The organism is Kosakonia sp. R1.Fl (assembly GCF_023516815.1).
Lineage (GTDB): Bacteria > Pseudomonadota > Gammaproteobacteria > Enterobacterales > Enterobacteriaceae > Kosakonia.
This window is the reverse complement of sequence record NZ_JAMGSQ010000001.1, coordinates 952,250-967,299: the sequence shown is the minus strand read 5'-3', so window position 1 is coordinate 967,299 and position 15,050 is coordinate 952,250. Positions and strand designations below refer to the sequence as shown.

Annotated in this window: 15 protein-coding genes; 5 read left to right on the top strand and 10 right to left on the bottom strand. The window is 57.1% G+C overall.

The features are described from left to right. Positions 1 to 10: 10 nt before the first annotated feature. Genes nikR through nikA form a run of 6 tightly spaced genes read right to left on the bottom strand, consistent with a single transcriptional unit; the run spans position 11 to position 5,288 of the window. Entirely contained in the window at positions 11 to 412 is a 402-nt protein-coding gene (nikR, locus tag M8Q36_RS04635) for a nickel-responsive transcriptional regulator NikR (protein WP_249880144.1), read from the bottom strand. Further along, positions 400 to 1,185 (bottom strand): nickel import ATP-binding protein NikE, encoded by a 786-nt coding sequence (gene nikE, locus M8Q36_RS04630; protein ID WP_097406459.1) that lies wholly within the window; start codon positions 1,183 to 1,185, stop codon positions 400 to 402. The genes nikR and nikE overlap by 13 nt, the downstream gene beginning before the upstream one ends. Then, positions 1,182 to 1,946: a nickel import ATP-binding protein NikD gene (gene nikD, locus M8Q36_RS04625; RefSeq protein WP_249880143.1), complete on the bottom strand. Its 765-nt coding sequence runs from the start codon at positions 1,944 to 1,946 to the stop codon at positions 1,182 to 1,184. Before nikD ends, nikE begins: the two co-directional genes overlap by 4 nt. Beyond that, entirely contained in the window at positions 1,946 to 2,779 is an 834-nt protein-coding gene (nikC, locus tag M8Q36_RS04620; protein WP_020455617.1) for a nickel ABC transporter permease subunit NikC, read from the bottom strand. Before nikC ends, nikD begins: the two co-directional genes overlap by 1 nt. After that, positions 2,779 to 3,720: a nickel ABC transporter permease subunit NikB gene (gene nikB / locus M8Q36_RS04615; RefSeq protein WP_249880142.1), complete on the bottom strand. Its 942-nt coding sequence runs from the start codon at positions 3,718 to 3,720 to the stop codon at positions 2,779 to 2,781. The genes nikC and nikB overlap by 1 nt, the downstream gene beginning before the upstream one ends. After that, positions 3,717 to 5,288, bottom strand: coding sequence for a nickel ABC transporter substrate-binding protein (nikA, locus tag M8Q36_RS04610; protein WP_249880141.1), 1,572 nt, complete (start codon positions 5,286 to 5,288; stop codon positions 3,717 to 3,719). Before nikA ends, nikB begins: the two co-directional genes overlap by 4 nt. A 165-nt stretch (positions 5,289 to 5,453) precedes the next feature. Here nikA and M8Q36_RS04605 point away from each other — a divergent pair, with 165 nt between their 5' ends. Then, positions 5,454 to 6,185: a substrate-binding domain-containing protein gene (locus M8Q36_RS04605; protein ID WP_249880140.1), complete on the top strand. Its 732-nt coding sequence runs from the start codon at positions 5,454 to 5,456 to the stop codon at positions 6,183 to 6,185. Here the strand turns inward: M8Q36_RS04605 and M8Q36_RS04600 are convergent. The 4 genes from M8Q36_RS04600 to M8Q36_RS04585 all read right to left on the bottom strand — a co-directional run bounded on the left by M8Q36_RS04600 (position 6,147) and on the right by M8Q36_RS04585 (position 9,918). Continuing rightward, positions 6,147 to 6,917 carry an ABC transporter ATP-binding protein gene (locus M8Q36_RS04600; RefSeq protein ID WP_249880139.1) on the bottom strand — a complete coding sequence of 257 codons (771 nt, stop codon included), beginning with the start codon at positions 6,915 to 6,917 and terminating at the stop codon, positions 6,147 to 6,149. The genes M8Q36_RS04605 and M8Q36_RS04600 overlap by 39 nt on opposite strands. Beyond that, positions 6,914 to 7,915 (bottom strand): FecCD family ABC transporter permease, encoded by a 1,002-nt coding sequence (locus M8Q36_RS04595; RefSeq protein ID WP_249880138.1) that lies wholly within the window; start codon positions 7,913 to 7,915, stop codon positions 6,914 to 6,916. The genes M8Q36_RS04600 and M8Q36_RS04595 overlap by 4 nt, the downstream gene beginning before the upstream one ends. Then, the gene (locus tag M8Q36_RS04590) at positions 7,902 to 8,960 is read right to left on the bottom strand and encodes an ABC transporter substrate-binding protein (RefSeq protein WP_249880137.1); all 1,059 of its coding nucleotides are present in this window, start codon (positions 8,958 to 8,960) and stop codon (positions 7,902 to 7,904) included. Before M8Q36_RS04590 ends, M8Q36_RS04595 begins: the two co-directional genes overlap by 14 nt. Positions 8,961 to 9,060: 100 nt before the next feature. Then, entirely contained in the window at positions 9,061 to 9,918 is an 858-nt protein-coding gene (locus M8Q36_RS04585; protein WP_020455614.1) for a LysR family transcriptional regulator, read from the bottom strand. 98 nt (positions 9,919 to 10,016) lie between these two features. On the opposite strand from M8Q36_RS04585, the gene M8Q36_RS04580 reads away from it, so the two are divergent. The 4 genes from M8Q36_RS04580 (at position 10,017) to arnA (ending at position 15,049) form a co-directional block, all read left to right on the top strand. Continuing rightward, positions 10,017 to 10,523: a phenolic acid decarboxylase gene (locus tag M8Q36_RS04580; RefSeq protein WP_045507718.1), complete on the top strand. Its 507-nt coding sequence runs from the start codon at positions 10,017 to 10,019 to the stop codon at positions 10,521 to 10,523. Positions 10,524 to 10,951: 428 nt separating this feature from the next. Continuing rightward, positions 10,952 to 12,088 (top strand): UDP-4-amino-4-deoxy-L-arabinose aminotransferase, encoded by a 1,137-nt coding sequence (gene arnB, locus M8Q36_RS04575; RefSeq protein ID WP_249880136.1) that lies wholly within the window; start codon positions 10,952 to 10,954, stop codon positions 12,086 to 12,088. Position 12,089: 1 nt separating this feature from the next. After that, positions 12,090 to 13,073, top strand: a complete 984-nt coding sequence (gene arnC / locus M8Q36_RS04570) for an undecaprenyl-phosphate 4-deoxy-4-formamido-L-arabinose transferase (RefSeq protein ID WP_065369572.1) — start codon at positions 12,090 to 12,092, stop codon at positions 13,071 to 13,073. Next, entirely contained in the window at positions 13,070 to 15,049 is a 1,980-nt protein-coding gene (gene arnA / locus M8Q36_RS04565) for a bifunctional UDP-4-amino-4-deoxy-L-arabinose formyltransferase/UDP-glucuronic acid oxidase ArnA (protein WP_249880135.1), read from the top strand. Before arnC ends, arnA begins: the two co-directional genes overlap by 4 nt. Position 15,050 lies beyond the last annotated feature (1 nt).

The window sequence follows — 15,050 nt, the reverse complement described above, 5'->3', positions numbered from 1 at the left end:
GGCGGCAACGTTACTCTTCGGCGGCGAGACACTGCAAATGGCCGTGACGTACGCCGCGCTGGGCGATAACGTCATCGGCGAAGTGTTGCACATCGCCCATTTTGCCTTTCAGCACGGCGATTTCGAGGCAGTCGTCGTGGCTGATATGGACGTGCAGCGTGGCGACAGATAAGTCGTGGTGATGGTGTTGCGTGGCGACAATGCGGCTCGCCAGGTCGCGCTTCTCATGTTCATACACATACGACAGCACCGCGTAACCCTGCTGTTCGTTGTTCTGCACAGACTCCTGCGCCAGCGCGCCGCGCAAAATATCCCGCAGCGCTTCCGAACGGTTGTTGTAACCGCGCCGTGCGCTAAGGTTGTCCAGCGTATCGAGCAGGTCATCATCCAGTGTTATGGTCACGCGTTGCATGGTTGCGTCCTTTGTAATGAGAGGGGAAAGGCGGGCAGCACCGCCTGTTGCAGCGCCTGGCCTGCCGGTGAACGCAAGCGCAGCGGTGAAGTGACGTCGAGCGTTTCCACCAGCGCGCCGCTCTCCATCACCAGCACGCGCTGGCAAAAACGCTCCACCAGCCGCAAATCATGGGTGATGAACAGACAAGCTACGCCGGAACGCTGTTGTAACCGCTGTAAGAGTCGGATAACGCCCGCTTGCAGCACTAAATCCAGGCTGGAAACCGCTTCATCCAGAATCAATAGCGTGGGTTCCACCGCCAGCGCGCGCGCCAGGCAAACGCGCTGCAACTGCCCACCGCTCAATTGCGGAGGGCGTTTATCGAGCAGAGAGGTATCCAGCTCGACATCTTCCAGCAATTGTTGGATACGTGCCTGCTGCTCGCTGTTGGGCAGTGATAACAGATGGCGCAGCGGTTCACGCAGAATATCGCGCACGGTTTTACGCGGGTTGACCGCGCTGACCGGATCCTGAAACACCATCTGGATATCGCGGCGAAACGCCTGGCGGGCGCGGGCGTTAAGCTGCTTCAACGGTGTGCCCTGCCAGCGCACTTCGCCTTCGTCTGGCGATTCCAGCCCTACCAGCAGCCGCGCCAGCGTGCTTTTCCCGCAGCCGCTGCGCCCGAGCAGCGCCACGGTTTCCCCGCTTTTTAACTGAAAAGAGATATTGTCCAGCACCGGTCGCTGGTGGTAGGTGTGCGACACACCGCTCACATCAAGAAGGTTCATTGCGCCAGCTCCAGTCCATACAGCGCCAGGTGGGCCGCGACTAATTCGCGGGTCACTGCCTGTTGTGGCGCGCTGAACAGGGTTTCCACCGTGCCTTGTTCAATAATGCGCCCGTTATCCATTACCGCGACATCATCCGCCAGCCGCGCCACCACGCCCATATCGTGTGTAACCAGCAACATGCCGGGCTGACGCTCGCGCATAATCTGCGCCAGCAAATCGAGAATGCGCGCCTGCGCCACCACGTCGAGATCGGTCGTCGGTTCATCGGCAACAATAAACGGCGCATCGCTCAGCAGCGCCATGGCGATCATCATGCGTTGCAACATGCCGCCGCTCATCTCGAACGGGTAAAGCGTGAGCACACGTTCGGCGTCCTCCAGCCCGACATCCTGCAATGCCGCGATCAGTGTGGCGTTATCGGCGGGTTTACCGAGTGCCAGGCAGGTTTCCCGTGCATGAGCGGCCATGGTGCGTAGCGGGTTAAACGCGCTGCGCGGGTTTTGCATAATGGTGGCAACCGTCGAACCACGCAGTGCTTGCGGTGTGACGGGCTGATTATCCGCCAGCAGCCGACCGGCCGTTTGCCGTACGCCAGCAGGCAGCACGCCGAGCGCCGCCGTACAGGTTAATGATTTGCCGCTGCCGCTACCGCCTACCAGCGCCAGCACGCGCCCGCGTTGCAGGGTTAACGACACTTCCTGCACCAGCGGGCGTTCCGCGTGCAGGTTGATATTTTGCAGGCTCAGTTGTGCAGGCATCAGTGGGCGTGCTCCGTTTCCAGGTGGGGATCGAGATGGTCGCGCAGCGCGTCGCCCACCAGATTAAACGCCATCACGCTGATAAACAGCGCCAGCCCCGGCCAGACCATCTGCAGCGGCTGCGTCCAGATATATTGCCGGGCGTCGTTAATCATCACGCCCCATTCCGGTGTTGGCGCGGTGACGCCAAGCCCGAGGAACGACATCCCGGCGACGTGCAGCATCATATGGCCGATATCCAGCGTCGCCAGCACCAGCAGCGAAGGCACTACCGCTCCCGCCAGATGATCGCGAAACACATGCAGATAACTCGCGCCACTTAAACGCGCCGCCAGCACGTACTCGCGGCTACGCAAGGAGATCACAAGGCTGCGCACCATGCGCGCATACCAGGCCCAGTGTGAAAGCGCGATGGCAATAATCACGTTGGTCAGCCCTGTCCCAAGCACGCCGACCATAAAAAACGACAGGATCGAGGTGGGAAAGGTCATAAAAATATCCGCCACGCGCATGATGGCCTGATCGACGCGCCCGCCGAGCAGCCCGGCGCAGCCGCCTGCGCTTAAACCAAGCGCCAGCACCAGCAGCAGACACATCATCACCGACCCCAGCGATACCCGCGTGGCGGCCATTAAGCGTGAGAAAATATCCCGTCCTAGGTGATCGGTGCCGAGCCAGTGCTGGCTGCCCGGCGGCAACAGGCGCGCGGGTAAATCGATGGCTTGCGGATCGTACGGCGTCCACCACTGGCAGGTCAGGGCAATCACCAGCAGTAACAGCAGGATCAGCAGCGCGAAACGCACCGGCCAACGGGCCGTTTTTATAAAGTGCATCAGTGCGCTCCTTCATGGTGGCGAATGCGCGGATCGAGCGCTGCGCTCAGCAGATCGACTGCCAGATTGCACAGCACAAAAACCAGCACCATCACCAGCGTAAAGCACTGGATCACCGGGTAGTCGCGATTGAAGATTGCCGATACGGCATAGCGGCCAATTCCGGGCCAGGCGAAGATGCTTTCGATGATCATCGTACCGCCAATCAGTTCGCCAATATGCATGCCCAGCGCGGTGATCACCGGCAGTGACGCGTTACGCAGAATATGCCGCCGCTCGGTCTGCTTATCGCTTAACCCGCGCAGCCGCGCCCACGTCACGTGGCGTTGCCCGGCGGCTTCCAGCATGCTGGCGCGCAGCAGACGAGCGTTGATGGCCAGCGACATAAAAGCAATCGACACCGCAGGCAGGATCAGGTGCTGCCAGCCGCCGTAGCCCATCGCGGGCAGCCACTGCAAATGCACGGAAAAAAACATCACCAGCAGGAAGGCCAGCCAGAAGTTCGGCATCGACACGCCAAGAAACGCCACCGCGCGTACCAGAAAATCCGGCAAACCATCGCGGTGACGCGCCGCCCAGATACCAAGCGGTACGGAAGTGAGCAGGATCAGCGCCAGCGCCGCGCCTGCGAGTTGCAATGTCGCGGGCAGAAAATGCAGCACATCGTCGAGCACCGGGCGCTGCGTGGCATACGAAATGCCGAAATCAAGATGCAGTGCGCGCCACAGCCAGTGAAGATATTGGCTGGCGAGCGGCTGATCCAGCCCCAGTTGAATGCGGGTGGCGGTAATCATTTCCGGTGTTGGCGGCAGGTTCGACAGGCGCAGATAATCCATCGCCGGATCCCCGGCGCCAAGGCGCAGCAGCAGGAAAATCACCACCGAAGCGGCTACGATCATCGGGATCAACAGCAGCAGACGGTGCAGTAAAAAGCGGCTCACGGCGCGGCGTCCGGGGTTATCTGATCAAACGGGATCTCCGAGGCGATCGGGGCAAACGGAATCGTGCCGAGCTGCGGTTTTGCCACCACCATCATCGAGATGTAACTGATGGGCAGATAAACCGCGTCGTTGTGCAAACGGGTGAGAATATCCCGGTACAGCGCCTGACGCGCGCTGTCATCGCTGGTGGTGAGCACCTCGCCAATCTCTTTGTCGATAATCGCTTTGTCCGGCAGGCCTAACTGCGCCTGGTAATCGGCATGCGACGGCACGCGCATTGAACTCATAAACGCATGCGGATCGTACGGTGCGCCCCAGGTGCGGTTGAAAATCATGCCGAAACGGCCATCGCGCTGACGGGCATAAATACTGCTCTCTTCCTCGCCGATCAGGGCGATATCTACGCCAATCTGGCGCAAGTTGGCCTGAATGATTTCGGCCATCGACTTACTCAGCGCATCGGTGCCGATATAGGCCAGCTCAATATGCAGTGGCTGGCCTGCTTTTTCGCGGATAGTTTTTCCGGCGGGCAGCAGCCAGCCCGCTTTATCCAGCAGCGCGCGCGCCTGCGCCGGATCGTACTGGCGCGGTTTCAGGCCGATATTGGCATACGGCACGGAAGGGGCGAACAGCGTGTCGGCAACCTGCTGCGTGCCATACAGCGCGCCATCGACCAGCGTTTTCTTATCCACCGCGTAGTTCAGCGCTTCGCGCACGGCTAACTCATTGGTTGGCGCATGCGTGGAGTTCAGCGCCAGCATCACTGTCTCCATTGGTGCAGAGAGCTGGGTGCGCCAGGCGGGGTTCTGGCTGAAACGGGCAAACGTATCCAGCGGCAGTAAACCTTCGTTGCCGTAAAGCAGATCGATATCGCCGGTTTCAAATGCCACCGCGCGGCTGGTCGGGTCTGGGATCACTTTGACGATAATTTTGCCAACTGCCGGTTTCGCGCCCCAGTAGTGTTCATTCCGTACCAGCACGTCGTACTGGTTCAGCTTTGATTCCTGTAACACCCACGGGCCGGTGCCGATGGGCGCTTTAATCCCGTTCAGTGTTTCATGGTCTTTAAACTGCGACGGGGCGATAAAGCGGAACGGGCGGGGCAGGGCGAGTTCTTGCAGGAAAGGGTAGTAGGCGCTTTTCAGGGTGATTTTTAACTGCTTGGGGCTAAGGGCTTTGACGTCGGTGATTTGGTTGGCAAGCTCAAGCCAGGCGTGGCGTTGACGGTTATCCAGCACGGCGCGGAAGTTCTCCGCAGCGGCGGCGGCGTCAAACGGTTCGCCGTTGGAGAACGTCACCCCGTCGCGCAGGGTGAAGACCCAGGTTTTGCCATCCTCCGAGTGCGTCCAGCTTGTCGCCAGCCACGGTTTCACGCTGCCGTCGGCCTGGTATTTCACCAGCGGTTCATACACCATACTTTGCGCGAACATCTGGTTTGGCGTGTAAAGGTGCGGGTTGAGTGGGCCAACATTCACCGGCCAGGCGGTGGTTAGCGTGTTTTGTGCCGCGAAAACGGCAAAGGATGCGCAGAGCAGAAGCAGAGCGCCAGCCTGACGATAGAAAGACACGTTCGGTTTCCTGACGAAAAGTCGGTGGCGAGAAAAGTATGACGATTTTAGTAATTCATCATACGAATAGTATGTTCTGGATCAAAGGCCCTGTTTATAACAGGGATTTATCTCATCGCTGTGCGCGAGTAAGATGCCCGGATGTTCAGAGATAACGGAAAATCAATGACTCCCGCTTTGACTGTACTGGCGGCCGGTAGCCTTAAGCGTGCGTTTACCCCTTTACTGGCCGCGTTTAGCGAGCAAACCGGCATCGCGGTTGCCGCGAATTTTGGCCCGGCAGGTCTGCTGCGTGAACGCATTGAAGCCGGTGAACCTTGCGCGTTGTTCGCTTCTGCAAATACTGCGCATCCCGGTGCATTACTGGCGGCTGGCCACGCGCAACGCGAAGCGCGTTTTGCTGCCAACAACCTGAACCTGACGGTGCGCAGCACGGCGCGTACGCAACAGGCGGACTGGCTGGAATTACTGGAAGATTTCACGCTGCGTCTGGGAACCTCGACGCCGGGTTGCGATCCTTCAGGGGATTACACCTGGCAGTTGTTTAGCAATGTCGACGCGCTGCGCCCCGGGCTTGGCAAACAGTTGATGCAGCGCGCGCAGCCGCTGGTGGGCGGGCGCGATACCCTGACGGTGCCGCCCGGCGAGATTGCCAGCGCATGGCTGATCCGTGAGGGATACGCCGATATGTTTATTGGCTACCAGCATTACACCCGTTTGTTGGCAGAGGCGGAAGATCTGCGTGTGGTGGCGATCCCGCCAGCGGCTAATATCCGCTGTGATTACGCACTCGCCCTGCTGGATGCGCAAGCAGAACCGCTGATGCAGTTTATTCTTGGCGCGCAGGGCCAGGCGTTGTTAGCTGCCGCCGGTTTTTTGCCGCCGCAGGTTGAATAGCGCCACCAGCGCGGGCGCGCGGGCCTCGTCAAGCTGGATGCGCCTTACCGGTAAACCGTAAGCACGTTGCAGGTTTTCTTCGCTCAGCACGGTTTGTGTTTCGCCCGCCAGCCAGTGTTGATTTGGCAATAGCAGCAGCGTGTGATGAGCAATCTGCAAGGCGTGGGTAGGATCGTGAGTGGTAAACAGCACGCTGCGCCCTTCGTCGTGGGCAAGCGTTTCTATCAGTTGCAGCACTGTTTGCTGGTTGGACAGATCCAGCGCCGAGCAAGGTTCATCGAGCAGAATGGTGTGATTACCGCTGACCAGCGCGCGGGCAATCATCACCAGCTGTTGCTGCCCACCGGAAAGGTGGATAAACGGCGTGCGGGCGAGGTGGCGGATATTGAGCTGCGCCAGCGCGTTTTCAACCTGTTTTTCATCTTCTGTTGACGGCATCGAAAACAGCCCGACATGGCGGGCGCGCCCCATCAGCACCACATCCTGTACGCTCCAGGCAAAAGCCGGGCGAAAAGATTGCGGCACAATGCCGATGCCGCCCTGCACCGTAAAACGGCCCGACAGCGCAGGCAACACACCGGTAAGCGTATCCAGCAGCGTACTTTTCCCCAGCCCGTTTGCCCCTAATACCGCCCAGATTTCACCGGGCTGGCAGGTGAAACTGAGTGGGGAGAACAGTGCGCTTTTGCGGCCATATACCAGTTCGTCGACCACTAATGCGGGTGGTTTCATCGCGTGTTCCTGCGGTTGTTATGTATCAGCAGGGCGGCGAATACCGGCGCACCAAGCAGCGCAGTAATGATGCCAATCGGGATTTCCACCTGCGTTACTGTGCGCGCCAGGTCATCAACGACAATCATAAAACCGCCGCCCAGCCAGAAGGCAACCGGCAGCAGACGGCGGTGATCGGCACCGACCAGCAGACGCGCCAGATGCGGGATCACCAGCCCAACCCACGCAATGCTGCCGCTTACCGCCACTTGCGAAGAGACCAGTATCGCGCAGCACACCAGCACGCCACGGCGCAGGGGCTTTATCGGCACGCCGAGCGCCAGCGCCTCGTTTTCATCCAGCGCCAGCAGGTTAATGCGCCAGCGCAGCAGCAACAGAAGGGTTGTCGTGAGGGTAACCGGAACCGCCAGCAGTGTGACTTTGTGCCAGTTAGCGGTGGCGAAGCTGCCGAGCAACCAGAAAACAATGTTTGGCAGCGTCTCTTCGGTGTCGGCCATGTACTGCATCAGGCTGACCAGCGCAGCGAAAAAGCCGCTGATGATAATGCCGGAAAGGATTAGCATCAGCGTATTTTCCCGCCCCTGGAGCGTGGCAATCAGCCACACCAGCACCAGCGCGCCAAGACCGAAACCAAAGGTGGATGTCATCATCAACAGCGGGCTGAAACCGAGCAGGATCGCCAGCGTACCACCGAAAGCTGAACCGGAAGTGACGCCGATAATGTGCGGGTCGACCAGCGGGTTCCTGAATACACCTTGCAATACTGCGCCGCACAAACCCAGCGCGCCGCCCGCCAGCAGCGCCAACAGGATGCGCGGCAAGCGCACCGACCAGATAATCTGCCCGGCGGTACCTTCGCTGGAAAACGCGAGCAACTGCGTGGTGACTTCACTCAGGCTTAACCGGTACTGACCCAGACACAGCGAGCTCAGCGCCAGAAACACGGTGAGAACAATAAACCCGCCATGCAGCAGCGGGTAACGGTTATTTGGGCGCATTGGCACGCCAGTCGACACGATAGAAGCGCTGGTAATAATCCTGCGCCTGCGCATCCACATTCACTTTCTCATAACGCGCCGGGTAGAGTTTTTTCGCCATCCACAGTTCGCCAATCGCCAGTGCTTCCGGCATCGGATAACCCCAGGCTTTGGCGTATTCAGGCATCAGCCAGACACGATGGTTTTTTACCGCGTCGATGTTTTTCCAGCCCGGATCGTTTTCAATTGCTTTCACGACTTCCGGGTAGCGATCCTGGACAAAAATAACCTGCGGGTTCCACTGGATAACCTGCTCCAGCGAGACCTGACGCGCACCTTTGATGGTGTCGGCAGCCACGTTTTTCGCCCCGGCGTGCTCCATCATCAGGCCGGTATATTTCCCGGAGCCATAGGTGTTGAGATCCGGGTTGGCCATATAGACGCGCACTTTGTCCGCTTCGGCGATGTTCGTCACCGGCGCGTTAAATTTGGCACGGGCGCTAAAGGTGTAGTTGATCAGCGCTTCCGCCTGCTGTTTGCGATCCACCACTTCACCGATCAGGCGGATCCCTTGCTTCAACCCCTCGTTATAGGCTTTCTCTTCGTCTGCCATGGTGGGGTTCATTTTGTTCTTCTCACCTTCGGCATCATCGCGCAGCGACACCGCAACTACCGGGATACCGGCCTGTTGGATCTGCTGGATCATATCGGCAGGGGCATAGTTGGCGATAAATACCACCTGCGGATGCAGCGCCAGCAGGCTTTCGATATTCACCTGCGTTAAGTCGCCCGGCGTGGGCAGTTTTTCGATACCCGGCATAAAGCGCGCGAACTCAGGCCCCAACTGCTTTTTCCAGCTACTGAGCACGCCGACGATATCGTCTTCGGCGTTGAGCTGCACCAGCAGGTTTAAGGTTTGGTGCTGTAATACCACCGTGCGGGTAATGTGATCCGGCAATGTAACCTGGCGGCCAAGCTGGTCGGTGATAGTACGGTCAGCGTGGGCGAAAAGGCTGGCACAGGCCAGCGTAGCGCCCAGAATCAGTGAAGAGATTTTATTCGACATGGTTATCGCTCTGTCTGGATTAAGAATTTAGCGATATGTATTAGAGTATATAGCGTCGTGTTATGTAAATGGTCGCTTAAAGAAATTCAGGGGTAGGAGATTACCCCTTAAACAACTGCAACAGCATCTCCACTTGCTCATCGAGCGGCGCGAGGTCTTTTTTCACAATCAGGTGCAGCGGTGTGGCGCGGCGCGTACCGTGGCTGAGCGGCAGCGTTTTGAGTACGCCGCTGTCGAGTAAGGGCTGGATGCGCTCCTCCGGCAGCCAGCCGTAACCCACCTGATACAGCACAGCTTCCACCGCCGCATCGATGGTGGAAAATGTCCACGACTCCTGCGCCACCGGGCTTTGGCGATGGTCGCTTTCGGCAATGCGGATCAGCGGCCAGCTGGCGAGCATCTCTTCGCTTACCTGTTCCGCCGCGCACAGCGGGTGATCGCGATGCGCTACGGCGACAAAATCAATATTCATCAGCCATTCGCCGCGCCCGGTCATATCCTGACGGCGGGTCAATATCATGACATCGGCTTGCGCATGCACCGGCAACTCGCTGGAGGCGGTCTCCAGCACTTCAGTCAGCCGCACCTGCGTTTGCGGGTAGCGCTGCTGAAACTGGCGCAAAATGGCAAACAGCCGCGCGCGGGGGAAAATGCTGTCGACCACTAAATCAAGCCGCGTGCGCATGCCATTGCGCAGCGTGGCGGCGCGGGTTTCTACCCAATCGAATGCCTTGAGTAACGGTTTTACCTGGTTGAGCAGCAACTCACCCGCCGGGGTAAGCACCGCGCGCCGCCCTTCCTGTACCAGCAGGGCAACGCCGAGCCGCTCCTGCAACAGCGCCAGGTTGTAACTGACAGATGACTGGCTGCGATGCGTCTCTTCCGCCGCTTTCGCAAAGCTCCCCAGCTCCACCACCTTTTGCAGCAGCGTCCATTGTTCCAGCGTCGTCTTATGCATAACTCATCTAAAAAATGAATGAATTTGATGCAAATATAACGTTATTTATTCGTTTTTTGCAGGCGTACGATCATTTCATCCACCAGAGGAGGTAAAAAATGAGCACCTTTGATAAACATGATTTGAGCGGTTTCGTCGGCAAACATCTGGTTTATACCTACGATAATGGCTGGAACTACGAGATTTATGTGAAAAACGCCACGACGCTCGATTACCGGATCCACAGCGGTATCGTGGCGAACCGTTGGGTGAAAAATCAGCAGGCCTACATTGTTCGCGTTGGCGAAAGTATCTATAAAATTTCCTGGACCGAACCGACCGGCACCGATGTCAGCCTGATTGTGAACCTTGGGGATCGCTTGTTCCACGGCACCATTTTCTTCCCGCGTTGGGTTATCAATAACCCGGAAAAAACCGTCTGCTTCCAGAACGATCATATTCCGTTGATGGAGTCTTATCGCGCGGCTGGCCCGGCTTACCCCACCGAAGTGATCGATGAGTTCGCCACCATTACGTTTGTGCGTGATTGCGGCGAAAATAATGACAGCGTGATTAACTGCGCTGCCAGTGAATTACCGGCCAACTTCCCGCAGAATTTGTCATAAAAATTTCACGCTGTTTAATATATTCTGCTGGTCACGAATGAAATAATTCATTGCATAATGATATTAATTTTCGTGCATTCGTTGATGTGCCGTTTAAATAACTACGCTAACGCCTTTGTATACATTGCAAAGGCGTTAAATATTTCAGTTTTTTGACATTCATCACGTTAGGATTTTGCTGTTTTCATTTGTAACCCATTGTTTGAAAGAAATTATTTTATATTTGTTAAGCTTATCATTTATCCCTTTTCTTAATCTTGTCCTAATATTCAATTGGTAGCATTCTCCGACTAACCGTAACGAATAATAAATGCAGGAAACGCGCATTCATTATATTTTGGTTTAACTTTCATCCGCCATTTTACTCACTAGCCGCAACGTGTCTTTGTGGCGGTTCGTTAACGCGTCAGTGACGCCAAGGAAAAACGATGAGTGATTTTTTACCGTTCTCACGCCCGTCAATGGGGGATGAAGAGTTCGCAGCCATTCAGCAAGTGCTGGCATCTGGCTGGATCACGACAGGCCCAAAAAATCAGGCGCTTGAAGAGGCTTTTTGCACACTGACGGGCAACCGCCACGCCATTGCCGTTAGCTCGGCGACGGGTGGCATGCACGTCACCCTGATGGCACTCGGTATTGGCTCCGGGGATGAAGTGATTACCCCGTCGCTGACCTGGGTTTCCACCCTCAATATGATTGTGCTGCTCGGCGCGACGCCGGTGATGATCGATGTCGATAAAGAGACATTGATGGTCACGCCGGAAGCGATCGAAGCGGCTATCACGCCGCGTACCAAAGCGATTATCCCGGTGCATTACGCCGGTGCACCGGTGGATATCGACGCCATTCGCGCGCTTGGCGAGAAGCACGGCATTCCGGTGATTGAAGATGCTGCTCACGCCGCCGGAACGTACTACAAAGGTCAGCATGTTGGTTCACGCGGCACCGCTATTTTCTCCTTCCACGCCATTAAAAATATGACCTGTGCGGAAGGTGGGCTGGTGGTGACGGACGACGAACAACTGGCAAACCGCATTCGCAGCCTGAAGTTCCACGGGCTGGGCGTCGATGCTTATGACCGTCAAACGCATGGTCGTGCCCCGCAGGCTGAAGTGATCTCCCCAGGGTTTAAATACAATCTTGCGGATATCAACGCGGCGATTGCGCTGGTGCAACTGGGCAAACTGCCCGCCGCTAATGCCCGCCGCCAGGAAATCGCCCAGCGTTATTTGCAGGAACTGGCGGATACGCCGTTTCAGCCGCTGGCCTTGCCGTCATGGCCGCACCAGCACGCCTGGCACCTGTTTATTATTCGCGTCGATGAGCAACGTTGCGGTATCTCCCGCGACGCATTGATGGAAACCCTGAAAGCGCAAGGCATTGGTACCGGCCTGCATTTTCGCGCGGCCCATACGCAGAAGTATTACCGCGAACGCTTCCCCCTCTCTTTACCCAATACGGAGTGGAACAGTGCGCGTATCTGTTCGCTACCGCTTTTCCCGGATATGACCCATGACGACACAACCCGCGTCATTCGCGCGCTCCGCAACATTGCAGGGCGCTGATATGTTTAATTTACCGCCTGTAGAAAAAGTTTCTGTGGTGATCCCGGTCTACAACGAGCAAGAGAGCTTGCCGGAGTTGATTCGCCGCACCACCGAAAGCTGCGATGTACTGGGCATCGATTACGAAATTTTGCTGGTGGATGACGGCAGTAGCGATAACTCTGCGCTGATGTTAAGTGAAGCGGCAGAACAACCCGGCAGCCACGTTGTCGCGGTGCTGCTGAACCGCAACTACGGCCAGCACTCGGCGATTATGGCCGGATTCAGCCATGTCACCGGTGATTTGATCATCACGCTTGATGCCGATTTGCAAAACCCGCCGGAGGAGATCCCGCGTCTGGTGGCAAAAGCCAATGAGGGTTATGACGTGGTGGGCACGGTGCGGCAAAACCGCCAGGACAGCCTGTTTCGTAAAATGGCCTCGCGCACCATCAACCGTCTGATCCAGCGCACCACCGGTAAAGCGATGGGCGATTACGGCTGCATGTTGCGTGCGTACCGCCGCCATATTGTCGATGCCATGCTGCACTGCCATGAGCGCAGCACTTTTATCCCGATCCTCGCTAACACCTTCGCCCGTCGCGCGGTGGAAATCCCCGTGCATCACGCGGAACGCGAGTTTGGCGATTCCAAATACAGCTTTATGCGCCTGATTAACCTGATGTACGACCTGGTGACCTGCCTGACCACCACGCCGCTGCGCTTGCTGAGCGTGTTTGGCAGCGTGATCGCCGTGCTGGGCTTTTCGCTCGCCGTGCTGCTGGTGGTGCTGCGTCTGGCGTTTGGCCCGCAGTGGGCGGGAGAAGGGGTGTTTATGCTCTTCGCCATTCTCTTCACCTTTATCGGCGCGCAGTTTATCGGCATGGGGCTACTTGGGGAGTATATCGGGCGCATCTATAACGATGTTCGCGCGCGTCCCCGCTACTTTATTCAACGTGTTGTTCGTCAGGAAAATGACGTTTCGCAAGAGGAAAAAAATCAATGAAAGCCGTTGTCTTTGCTTACCACGATATGGGATGTGTCGGTACACAAGCGTTACTGGATGCAGGTTTCGAGATTGCGGCGATTTTTACCCATCCCGACAGTGCCAATGAAAACCACTTTTTCGGCTCGGTGGCGCGTATTGCCGCTGAACGTGGCATTCCGGTTTATGCCCCTGACGATGTTAACCACCCGCTGTGGGTCGATCGTATTCGCTATCTGAACCCGGATGTGATTTTCTCTTTCTATTACCGCAACTTACTGTGCGACAACATTCTCAATACCGCGCGGAGCGGCGCATTTAACCTGCACGGCTCGCTGCTGCCTGCCTACCGTGGTCGTGCGCCGCTGAACTGGGTGCTAGTGAACGGCGAAAGCGAAACTGGCGTCACGCTGCACCGCATGGTTTCCCGCGCGGATGCGGGCGCGATTATCGCGCAACAGCGCGTAGCCATTGCCGAGAACGATGAAGCGTTGTCGCTGCACCGCAAATTAGCGGAAGCCGCAAAAGGCATGCTGGCCGGCGTGCTGCCGACGATTAAAACGCAAACCTTCAGCGAAACGGCGCAGGACGACAGCAAAGCCAGCTACTATGGCCGCCGTACGCCGGAAGATGGCCGTCTGGACTGGGAAAAACCCGCCCAAACGCTGCAAAACCTGGTGCGCGCGGTTTCTGACCCGTGGCCGGGCGCGTACAGCTATGCCGGTACGCATAAATTTATCGTCTGGAAATCCCGCGTACGCACCGACGTGGCTCCGGCTCGCGCGGGCACTGTGCTCTCTGTTTCGCCGCTGCTGGTGGCCTGTGGCGATGGCGCGCTGGAGATCCTCACCGGTCAGATGGACAACGGCGTGTATATGCAGGGCGCACAGCTGGCGCAATCGCTCGGCCTGGTGGCTGGCGCGCTGCTGACCAGCAAACCGGTTGTGGCGGTAAAACGCCGCACCCGCGTGTTGATCCTCGGCGTGAACGGTTTTATCGGTAACCATTTGACCGAACGTCTGCTGCGTGACGATAACTACGAGATTTTCGGTCTTGATATTGGATCGGATGCGATCAGCCGTTTCCTCGACAATCCGCGTTTCCACTTTGTTGAAGGCGATATCAGCATTCACTCCGAGTGGATCGAATACCACATTAAAAAATGTGACGTGGTGCTGCCGCTGGTGGCTATCGCGACGCCTATCGAATACACCCGTAACCCGCTGCGCGTGTTCGAGCTGGATTTCGAAGAGAACCTGAAAATCATTCGTGACTGCGTGAAGTACAACAAACGCATCATTTTCCCGTCGACATCGGAAGTGTACGGTATGTGCACCGACAACAATTTCGATGAAGACAACTCGAATCTGGTCGTTGGGCCTATCAACAAACAGCGCTGGATTTACTCGGTATCAAAACAGTTGCTCGACCGCGTGATCTGGGCATATGGCGACAAGCACGGCCTGAAATTCACCCTGTTCCGTCCGTTTAACTGGATGGGGCCGCGCCTGGATAACCTGAACGCTGCACGTATCGGTAGTTCGCGCGCCATCACCCAGTTGATCCTCAACCTGGTGGAAGGTTCGCCGATCAAGCTGATCGAAGGTGGTAAACAGAAACGCTGCTTTACCGATATCAGCGATGGTATCGAAGCCCTGTTCCGCATTATCGAAAACAAAGATGGGCGCTGCGACGGGCAGATCATCAACATTGGTAACCCGGACAACGAAGCGAGCATTAAAGAGCTGGCCGAGATGCTGCTGGCAAGTTTTGAAAAACACCCGCTGCGCGACCGCTTCCCGCCGTTCGCGGGTTTCCGCGAAGTGGAGAGCAGCAGCTACTACGGCAAAGGCTACCAGGATGTGGAACACCGCAAACCGAGTATCCGTAATGCCAAACGTTGCCTGCACTGGGAACCGACTGTGGATATGCGCCAGACCATTGACGAAACGCTGGATTTCTTCCTGCGTACCGTTGAACTGACGGATGAGAAATAAG